The sequence below is a fragment of the Paenibacillus sp. NAIST15-1 genome, from assembly GCF_001894745.1.
Classification (GTDB): Bacteria; Bacillota; Bacilli; order Paenibacillales; family Paenibacillaceae; genus Paenibacillus_B; species Paenibacillus_B suaedae.
Genome location: NZ_BBYF01000034.1, coordinates 1 through 9,876 on the forward strand (window position 1 = coordinate 1; position 9,876 = coordinate 9,876).

General features: G+C 42.8%; 12 protein-coding genes and 1 other annotated feature. Of the genes, 5 read left to right on the plus strand and 7 right to left on the minus strand.

The window, feature by feature from the left end; genetic code table 11:
* Positions 1 to 16: 16 nt before the first annotated feature.
* The 6 genes from PBN151_RS30050 to PBN151_RS30075 all read right to left on the minus strand — a co-directional run bounded on the left by PBN151_RS30050 (position 17) and on the right by PBN151_RS30075 (position 3,027).
* A complete protein-coding gene (locus PBN151_RS30050) occupies positions 17 to 358 on the minus strand; it encodes an alpha/beta fold hydrolase (RefSeq protein ID WP_072732252.1) in 342 nt (113 codons plus the stop codon).
* A 268-nt stretch (positions 359 to 626) separates the two neighbouring features.
* Positions 627 to 866, minus strand: coding sequence for a hypothetical protein (locus PBN151_RS30055; RefSeq protein ID WP_072732253.1), 240 nt, complete (start codon positions 864 to 866; stop codon positions 627 to 629).
* A gap of 370 nt (positions 867 to 1,236) precedes the next feature.
* Entirely contained in the window at positions 1,237 to 1,623 is a 387-nt protein-coding gene (locus PBN151_RS30060) for a contact-dependent growth inhibition system immunity protein (protein ID WP_227775238.1), read from the minus strand.
* Between the two features lie 88 nt (positions 1,624 to 1,711).
* A complete protein-coding gene (locus tag PBN151_RS30065; RefSeq protein WP_072732255.1) occupies positions 1,712 to 2,203 on the minus strand; it encodes a hypothetical protein in 492 nt (163 codons plus the stop codon).
* Between the two features lie 42 nt (positions 2,204 to 2,245).
* Positions 2,246 to 2,596 (minus strand): hypothetical protein, encoded by a 351-nt coding sequence (locus tag PBN151_RS30070; protein ID WP_227775240.1) that lies wholly within the window; start codon positions 2,594 to 2,596, stop codon positions 2,246 to 2,248.
* Between the two features lie 104 nt (positions 2,597 to 2,700).
* Positions 2,701 to 3,027: a hypothetical protein gene (locus PBN151_RS30075; protein ID WP_072732257.1), complete on the minus strand. Its 327-nt coding sequence runs from the start codon at positions 3,025 to 3,027 to the stop codon at positions 2,701 to 2,703.
* Positions 3,028 to 3,175: 148 nt separating this feature from the next.
* Positions 3,176 to 3,403, plus strand: a binding site (T-box leader).
* Positions 3,404 to 3,710: 307 nt separating this feature from the next.
* On the opposite strand from PBN151_RS30075, the gene PBN151_RS30080 reads away from it, so the two are divergent.
* The 5 genes from PBN151_RS30080 to PBN151_RS30100 all read left to right on the plus strand — a co-directional run bounded on the left by PBN151_RS30080 (position 3,711) and on the right by PBN151_RS30100 (position 7,138).
* A complete protein-coding gene (locus PBN151_RS30080; protein ID WP_072732258.1) occupies positions 3,711 to 5,048 on the plus strand; it encodes a sodium-dependent transporter in 1,338 nt (445 codons plus the stop codon).
* A gap of 148 nt (positions 5,049 to 5,196) precedes the next feature.
* A complete protein-coding gene (locus tag PBN151_RS30085; protein WP_072732259.1) occupies positions 5,197 to 5,694 on the plus strand; it encodes a MerR family transcriptional regulator in 498 nt (165 codons plus the stop codon).
* A gap of 5 nt (positions 5,695 to 5,699) precedes the next feature.
* Complete coding sequence (locus PBN151_RS30090) at positions 5,700 to 6,140, plus strand: SRPBCC family protein (protein ID WP_072732260.1); 441 nt, start codon at positions 5,700 to 5,702, stop codon at positions 6,138 to 6,140.
* Between the two features lie 30 nt (positions 6,141 to 6,170).
* Positions 6,171 to 6,641: an SRPBCC family protein gene (locus PBN151_RS30095; protein ID WP_072732261.1), complete on the plus strand. Its 471-nt coding sequence runs from the start codon at positions 6,171 to 6,173 to the stop codon at positions 6,639 to 6,641.
* A 26-nt stretch (positions 6,642 to 6,667) separates the two neighbouring features.
* Positions 6,668 to 7,138 carry an SRPBCC family protein gene (locus PBN151_RS30100; protein ID WP_072732262.1) on the plus strand — a complete coding sequence of 157 codons (471 nt, stop codon included), beginning with the start codon at positions 6,668 to 6,670 and terminating at the stop codon, positions 7,136 to 7,138.
* 135 nt (positions 7,139 to 7,273) lie between these two features.
* Here PBN151_RS30100 and PBN151_RS30105 read toward each other — a convergent pair whose 3' ends face one another.
* Positions 7,274 to 9,685, minus strand: a complete 2,412-nt coding sequence (locus PBN151_RS30105) for a penicillin acylase family protein (RefSeq protein WP_072732263.1) — start codon at positions 9,683 to 9,685, stop codon at positions 7,274 to 7,276.
* Between the last annotated feature and the right edge of the window lie 191 nt (positions 9,686 to 9,876).

Consider the following 9,876-nt stretch of genomic DNA (forward strand, 5'->3'; position numbering starts at 1 on the left):
TAAATCATATACACTCTTAGTGTCCAAGTTCATTAAGGGGCTTATGAGAATCTACTATATCTGGGTTCATACTTAGTATTTCCATAGCAACTTGTGCGCCTAAAGAAAATCCGATTAAAATAACCTTTTTGCCTTGTGCTTTAGTTAGAATCAAATTTAATATTTCTTCAGCACAATTCTGAATTGAGAAGTCTGTGCAAGGACTCTTCCCATGTCCAGGTAAGTCCGGAACTAAGCAATGATAATCTTTAAAGTATTCAATTTGTTTCGCCCACATCCAACCACTCACTCCTCCCCCATGTAAGAAAACAATGAGAGAAGCTTTTGTATTTCCCGACTCTGTGTAATGTAGCTTCAATGGATTCCACCCTTTACTGTTTCATTTGATCTTACTTGACTAGTTTTTCAATGATTTCAGTTCATGTTCTTGTTTATGGATTTATCCAGATTTCATCTTATGTAGGGTCAGCGACCGTCGGCGTCACGTTTAGATTCCGTAGGGTTGACTCCCTGTTTCCGCTTCTCCACCGAATTCTTCTCGGGGAACGAGAGCCGGGAACTCGATGCGTAAATGTGTTGCAAGATGATGTTATTGTATGCGTCGAATTGCCTATCAGATATTATGTTTAATAAATCGGTTTGTAAATCTTAAAGGTATCAAGATCAATCACTATATCTATTCTTCTATCATTGATTTTTTCAATTTCTTTCATTCCATATTCTTTACACAAGTATTCATAGATCCCTTCCGGTCTTTCACCTCGAACAGTAATTTGACCAAACATTCTTTCAAGTTCACTTATTTCTAAATCAGAATTAGACAATAAGTACTTATGTAAAAAGTAACCGTCTAGTTCGATTATCAACTCAATTACTCCCTCTCTTTTACGAACTCACTCTTTTCCCCCGATTCGTATACGTTCTGGGATTGAGAACCCGAGAGACCTAAGCCGTGTCAATTTGGATCAAAAGGAATTAACCTTGCAGGCTTATAAGCTGAGTACGGGGTTCTGTCACCTACCAAGAGCAAGCCCATAGCTCAAATACGGTGTTATTTGACTTTCTTCGAAACTTCATCTAGCTATTTACTGTTTCTATTTTTTAATACTGCGCATGAAAAGTCCCAGGATTCTGTACTTAACCGCTCGATCCGTAACCTAATCCACATCCTATTTCAAGCCTGAACGGCGTAGTGTTTAAGAATAACTTCATTATTTCCCCAAATATTCTATTGGTTTAGATATCCTTAATCGTATTTCTATATTTATTAATGGAACCAATGATACTATTAATCGTCTCCTCAAATTCATCAATTAAGTATTCTAACTCATGTTTCAGTTCATCGTTATTCCTCCAATAATTTTGATTCACATGTAAGATTGCACAGAACAAATCACCTGTGTAGTGGTCACCAGAGGCAATCGGATTACGAATCAACCGTGTGAAAGCAATCGGCAGTATGTAATCTAGGCTAATTTGCTGCAAAATCATTACTCTTAGATCTTCATTTGTAAAATCCTTTAAGGGTGTTTTTCTTAATCTATGTACATTTATGATGAGACCTGAATTATACTCTGGATGCCCCCAATCACATCCTTCAAGGTCATCTAAGGACTTATTCAAATCGAAATTAAGCAACTCAATGTCACCACCAGTTCCTTTGCAGGTATTTCACATAATGTTCTTGTATCTATCTCCGAATCCGAGAGCCTTAAGGAGCTAGGCATGGGATTCTGCGCTTATAAATCTTATCTAAAGATTTGTAATCTTCTTTACTAAAAGTCATTCCTGGAACGTTATCTAGCCATTCAATTCCTGTTTCAAAGAATTTATATTTATTAATTACTTCCATAGGATTATTCTTATCTATTCCAATCCGGTTCCACTTTATCTGATCATTTGTCGTTTCCACCTCTGCAACAATGACAGTACATGACAAATCGCAATCATCCGGACACATTAGTATCGGTAATATCTTAATAACATCCTTCGATTCATATATATGCTCTATTACTTTCGATTCCTCATCAAAACTTATCCAATCAACGATTGTTGGAATCAAACCTACAATCATATCATCAGGATAGAATTCATTTAATATGTCATCCAGAGGCTGCTCATCAATTAGTATTATTGGATGAGCAATTTTTACATACTTGCTTTTCCGATTCTCAACCGATAGTTTGTTTATTATGTCTTTCATCCCCTTAGGATTACTCCAATTTCTTTGAGTTGCGCAATAATATTACACTTTTTGATGTTCTTCCATCCATTCTTCAAGTGCCACTTTAATTAAAAATCGATCTTTTGAAGAGATGCTTTTAATTTGATTCCATTGTCCATCAACAAGTTGCAAATGGTAATGACCATTTATATCTGAATCTGGGTACCAACCTAGATCAAAGAGTAAAACGTCTTCATTTTCAGGAATGTACCATTTTCCATTATTAATTTTCAGCTTAACTATTTGTAATAAATCTTCTGTGAAGAATCCCCAGTTCTCAATTAGGTAATCATTACCCTCACTAAGCATTGGATCTATATCGTAGAATTTGTTATAGGTTACGGCATAACCTGCTGGCACCTTAAGTTGCATTAGATTCAATTATCTCATCCTCTCATACATACTTTGATCATTTGGATCAGCTACACTTAGTTGGAAAGAGAAAATAAGGGTTGTTTATTTTAGATGATGCCACGTTATGAATCATTGCCGATATTCAATACAGTTACTGTTATCCCAGTATTACTAGTGACAAAGTTGATTGACCACATGTGACTTACTGACAATTTCCCACTAACTTTATCAAAAGTTCTTTTTACTAAAAACATTTGATCTACGTTATAAATTACTGGATAAACTTTATCAAGGCCATGTTTAAGCTTAAGCTCTCTAGCCGCTTCACTTACAGATTCACTACTTGCTTGAATCGGCTTCAGTCCGAATTTCTCAACTAAATATGAGTTATATTCAGTTATTTTTTCGGAAATTTCCTGACTAAATATTACAACCGTTTGCAATTTCAAGTAAAGGCATATCATGGAAAAATAGGTCCAGTAGTATTCATTCAAAAGTTTATTTATATCGAAAAATAATACATTGAAAATCAAAAATTAGTTGACACAATTTTTAATGCGTGATAAAAATGTTAATATCCATTTCGGAAAACTACATATTTGGGCTATGAAAGGATAAAGTAGTGGAAATCTCCCTATCTCAGAGAGCTGATGGTTGGTGTGAATCAGTATATAGATTATTCATGAAGTTCGTCCTGGAGCATCTTTCATAAATCTCACTTGTGAGGAAATGAAAGACGGTAGTGAATACCGTTATCAAATAAAGTGGTGAAGAATTTTGTTCACAACTAGGGTGGTACCGCGATATATATATATCGTCCCTACGTATTTACGTAGGGACGTTTTTTATTTAGGTCTTACTCTTGTTCTATCTTCATAACTAGGGTGGTACCGCGATATTTTATCGTCCCTACGTATTTGCGTAGGGACGTTTTTATTTAGGTCTTACTCTTGTTGTATCTTCACAACTAGGGTGGTACCGCGATATTTCATCGTCCCTACGTATTTACGTAGGGACGTTTTTTATTTGAAAGGAAGTGGTTGTATGAGAAAGGATCTACGATAGAACAATATGAATAAAGACCGAATCGTAATAGACAAAGAAATAGAAGAAGCAGAGAGGAGATAAAGAGATGGATTCACAGCAATGGACATCGAAATTAGGTTTCATTTTAGCTGCAGCAGGTTCAGCAATTGGCCTTGGCGCGATATGGAAGTTCCCATATATGGCCGGTATTGGAGGCGGCGGTGCGTTCTTTCTTATTTTCATCGGTTTTACTTTATTAATTGGTTTACCGTTATTATTGGCGGAATTTGTAATTGGAAGAAGTGCACAAAAAGAGGCTGTTGAGGCATACAGAGATATTGCTCCAAAGACGCTATGGCCGTGGGTCGGCAAATTAGGGATTGTAACCTGCTTCATATTGCTTTCATTCTACAGTGTTGTAGGAGGATGGATTCTATTATATTTATGGAACGCAATTACAGGCAGACTATGGGAAGGAAATGGCGCGTACGAAGCAACTTTTGGTGAAATCATTTCCAATCCATATTTGGCGGTTGGAGCACAGCTATTATTTATTTTGATTACTATTTTTATCGTAAGTAAAGGTGTACAAAACGGTGTTGAAAAAGTAAATAAATATTTCATGCCAGCACTATTTGTTTTATTCTTTGTATTAATTGTTCGAGCACTTACATTAGATGGTGCTGGAGAAGGAGTTCGTTTCTTCTTACAACCAGATTTCTCACATGTAACATCTGAAATTGTGTTATATGCGATGGGTCAATCGTTCTTCTCATTATCTGTCGGTGTAGGAGTCATGGTAACGTATAGCTCATACTTACCGAAAGAAGAAAGTTTACCGCGTTCCGCATTTTCTATCGTCGGTTTAACGCTTGTGATTACATTGCTTGCTGGACTTGCTATTTTCCCGGTTGTATTCGCATTTGGAATGGAACCATCTCAAGGGCCAGGTCTATTATTTGTTGTATTGCCAGCGATTTTCAGTAAAATGGCATTCGGAAAGCTATTCTTCATTATTTTCTTGTTACTATTTTTCTTTGCAACGATAACATCCGCAATCTCGATGTTGGAAATTAGCGTTGCCTCTTTATCGAAAAAAGGGAACGGGAAACGCGAAAAAATGGCACTGATTGTCGGATTACTAATCTTTGTCGTAGGGATTCCATCGGCGCTATCCTATGGCATATTAAGTGATGTGGAATTGTTTGGCAAAACCGTCTTTGATTTAGCTGACTTTACAGTAAGTAATGTTCTTATGCCACTCGGTGTATTATTAGTTGCGATCTTTGTACCGTTAAAAATGAAGAAAGATGTATTAATGAGAGAATTGGAAGTAAGTGAAAATAAAGGCTATAAATTATTCGTATTATGGTTATTCTTACTTCGCTATATAGCACCAATTGCAATTATAATCGTATTTTTAAATGTAATTGGAGTGATTTAGAAATACGAAGGGCCCTAGCATAACGTTATGTTAGGGCCTTTTCGTTATATTTTTTCCGTTTCAAGAGATAACACTTGCACCTTACGTAACGTCATGTTTTATAGTATAGTTGCCGGCAAATAGATGCGCAGCACAAAAAGAGGTGATTATGAAGCAGCTTTGGAAAGTCGGAGATCTTGCTAAGCTCACAGGACTCACATTACGAACATTGAGATTTTACGATCAGATTGGCCTGTTTTCTCCTTCGGCGCATTCCGATTCGGGGCACAGGCTGTATAACCAGGCCGACCTATCGAGACTGCAACAAATTTTGTCCTTAAAAGAGCTAGGCTTATCGCTTGAGGAGATTAAGTCCGTAGTAACCGGCGGCCATTTTAGTCCGCTGCAAATTGTGTCGCTGCAAATCGCCCGTCTAAAAGAAACGATCCAGATGCAACAAAAGCTTTTGTCCGGATTGGAATCCGTGTCCGAACTCATGCTTTTGAAACAACCAGTGACGGTTGAAGATTTTACAAAATTATTAGAAATGATGAAAAAGAGCCAAGAAAAAGTGATCCTCGAACGTTGGATGAACTGGGAGCATCGCCTGGATCAGCTTGGCGATCTCCTCGACAAGGATGCCGACGAATCGAATCAAGGGAGCTGAAAATCATGAACGAACGATCTTCCATTCATCACACTTTCGTCGTTGAACGAGTGTACAAAGCTCCGCCAGCAAAGGTTTTTGCCTACTGGGCGAATCCTCACATGAAAGAGCAATGGTTTTCGAAAGCAGATGAGTTTGACTTCCGTGTCGGCGGTGGAGAACGCACACAAGGTGGGCCTCCCGGCGGAGCAGTGTTTACCTTCAATGCCCGGTACCACGACATTGTGCCAGACGAGCGCATCGTTTATACCTATACGTTGGATATGGGCGAGACGCGAATTTCCGTTTCCGCAACGACCGTCGAGTTCAAGCCAGAGGGAGAAGGCACAAAGCTGATTTTCACCGAGCAAGGCGTCTTTCTCGATGGCCACGATACACCGGCTCAGCGCGAGCACGGAACCAAGGAGATGATGGATAAGCTGGGTGTGCAGCTGGAGATCGACTAACCTATTTTACTATGTAAAGGAGGAATGGGCATGACAGAAAAGCATGCGACAAATAGCGAAACCAACGCAGCGGAAGAATACGAATTGGTAACAACGAGAGTGATAAATGCATCCCCTGCTCTCGTTTACGAAGCCTGGACTAAACCCGAGCATTTGGCACAGTGGTGGGGTCCGAACGGGTTTACAAACACTTTTCACGAATTTGATTTACGGCCGGGAGGGACATGGGAGTTTGTGATGCACGGACCGAACGGAGCCGAATATCCCAATAAAAGCGAATTTGTCGAAATCGGGCCAGAACGGATCGTGCTGCGGCACGTATGTGAACCCCATTATCAACTCACGGCAACCTTCGAGGATCTTGGCGGTACAACCAGACTAACATGGCGCCAGCTTTTCGAAGACGCTGCCGTATTCAACGCCATCAAGAAAATTTCAACTCCAGCCAACGAAGAAAATCTTGATCGGCTCGAAGCGCAGTTGCAGAAGATGTCCATCTGAGAACCTAAGGCGAGGGAGGAACGGGCATGACGGAAAACCATGCGGCAAACTGTGAAATCAGCGTAGCGGAAGAAAAGGAGTTGGTAACAACGAGGGTGATAAGTTCATCCCATTCCCTCGTTTACGAAGCCTGGACTAAACCCGAGCATTTGGCACAGTGGTGGGGTCCGAACGGGTTTACGAACACTTTTCTCGAATTTGATTTACGGCCGGGAGGGATATGGGAGTTTGTGATGCACGGACCGGACGGAGTCGATTATCCCAATAAAAACGAATTTGTCGAAATCGGGCTAGAACGGATCGTGCTGCGCTATCTATATGACCCCCATTTTCAACTCACGGCAACCTTCGAGGCTCTTGGCGGCACAACCAAACTAACGATGCGCCAGCTTTTTGAAGATGAAGCCATATTCAACGCCATCAAGGAAATCGCATCTTTACACACCAAGGAAAATCTTGACCGGCTCGAAGCGCATTTGCAGAAGATGTCCATCTGAGAGCCTGAGTACCTTTTCCGATAGACTCCTGCCGGTCGCGAGGCCGTTCTTGTAAGCGTCACACGACCCAGCCTTACATAGCTCTATCTTAGACTGGGTCGTGTGTTGTCTGGAGAATCTATCGCATTTCCCTTCTCATTCCGGCACTAATTTCAGTTCATCTCCTGCCTTTCGGTATTCATTCGGTTCGATACTCGTGACGTGGTATTGTCCGGTCGACCAGTCATCCACCTGGTCATGGTACCACTTGCTCAGCACATGTCCGGATTGGCCGGGCCCCACCACATTCATCGAACGGGTCGGATTGGACATATCGATGACCGTTCGCCACGGTGCCCCATGGGTGACTTCGCCGCTCTCCGCATCCCAACCTGCGGCCCCGACGGTGACACGGCCGCCGCCCATCGGAACTGACTTGGCATTAAAAATCAGATCCAACGGCTTCACAGCGCCTAGAGGATGGGCAAAATCAACCTGATGAAACTTACCCCACTGCCATTTGTCCGGATGTTTGCCCTGCAGCGAAACAGCCTGATCCACAGCCAGCTGGAATGCCTGCAGCGCCACCTTTTCGATTCCGCCTTTTTCGTCGATCCATGGCTCCTGCTCACCTTGAAGCGCCCTGCGGAGCATTTCATCCTTAACGACCGATTTATTGTTAAAAAGCTCCATCAAGTCAGCGTTGATCTCGGATTTGAATAGCACATCATCAAAACCCTGCATCCACAGCTCAAAACCAAGCGGCGCAGCCTGATCCGGATCATTCACTTTATTCCAGCCTTGTACAAGCGAAAGCACGTCGCGGTCGATTTGCCGCAAACCCGGCGAGTCTTTGATCTTGGCAATCAACTCATCAACAAACTCTTCTGCCTGAAGGTTATGGCGGTCAAATTGAAGTTTTTCCATATCCTCTATGGTTAGCTTATCCTTGGCAGACAGCACCTGTTGGATACGCGCTTCACGGTATGGCTGGGACCAGACGTCCGTTAGATGATACGGATAGCTGTCGCCGATCACTTTATTGTTCGCCGTAGCGATATACCCTTCCTTTGGGTTCACGGTTGTGGGCAGTTCATCCCACGGGATATATCCCATCCACTCATATTCATCCGTCCAGCCTGGTACCGGAACCGAACCGTCGCCTTTTTTGCGGATCGGAATCAGACCGTTCCCACGGTAGGCAATCGTGCCATCCGTAGAAACAAAAACAAAATTTTGAGCAGGTGCTTGAAAATGTGTCAACGCCTGCTTGAAATCCTCCCAGTTCTGCGCTTTCGCGAACATCTGAACCGCTTCGAGCTCGGTCGTTGCATCCAAGGCGGTCCATTTCATCGCAAGCGCTGTTTCCTGCCGCTGATCATGCGCGAATTCAGAGATAATCGGGCCATGCCGGGTCACGACAACTTCATAGGGCACCGGAGCCTCGCCTTTTACCTTAATTTCCTCTTGATAAACCTTGGCCTCCTCCCATTTCCCCATATATTCGAATTGATGCGGATTGTTCGGGTTTCTTTTCTCAATATAGAGATCCTGTACGTCCGGACTCAGATTCGTCACCCCCCAGGCTATCGTGTCGTTATGCCCGAGAATGATCCCTGGAACGCCCGCAAAAATCACTCCGCTCACGTTCAGCTCCGGTGCTGTGAGATGCGTCTCATACCAGATGGACGGCGTACTCAGACCTAGATGCGGGTCATTGGCCAGCATCGGCTTGCCGGATACCGACTTCTCTCCAGATACGACCCAGTTATTGCTGCCGTTAAATGGATCCCGCGGAACCGCGGTAGCTGCCAGCGCTGTCACATCGACCGGTCGTTCTTTTAACGCTTGAATGATCATTGCCCCATCCTTCGGATAGGTTGGCATAAGCGACTGAAATTTCTCTGTTGACAGCTTCTGCGCCATTGCGTACCTAAAAGCCTGCCCCTCCCAGTTGCCTGCCAGATCATAGGCCATGTATTTGCCAATCGTCAAGGAGTCCACAGGCTGCCATTCCGCGGGTTCATACCCCAGAATCGCAAATTCGACCGGTAGTGAACTGGTGGCTTTTGCATGCTTGATGTACTTGTTGACGCCATCCGCATACCATTGCAGCACCTGTCGGTACTCTTCTGAGTAAGCTCCCAGAGAAACCTCTGCCGCACGCCGCAAACTAAACGCCCGGAAAAATTTATCCCGGTCGATTGCCTTAGCCCCCACTACTTCACTAAGCTGCCCGGAAGCCTGCCTGCGGCTCAAATCCATCTGGAACATGCGATCCTGCGCCGTTACGTAACCTTGAGCCATGTAGAGATCATGTTCGTTTTGCGCCTCGATATGCGGAACACCGGAAGCATCCCTCCATACCGTCACTTCCTTTTCCAGTCCAGAAATATTGAGTTTCCCTTGTACGACAGGCAGGCTTTTATTCACGAACCAATAAACGTATCCCCCTGCGCAGGCAAGCAAAAGAACTAAGACCAAAACAATGATTCCGGTAATGCGCGGCCAGCGTTTTTTCTTGTGACGTTTGACGCTCGGAACGGTTACAGCGGCCAAAAGATTCATGCAGAACCCCCTCTAGACTAATTTGGATATTTGTGGATTATCAACCATTATAAGTGGTTAAGCGCTTACAAACAAGCACAATATCTATTCATAATCATATTAATGAATACTCTTTCTAATGTTCATATTTACGGGTACCGTGAAAAGGGGCTGTCCCATAAGTAGGTTTTTACTACTTGTGAGACGACTCT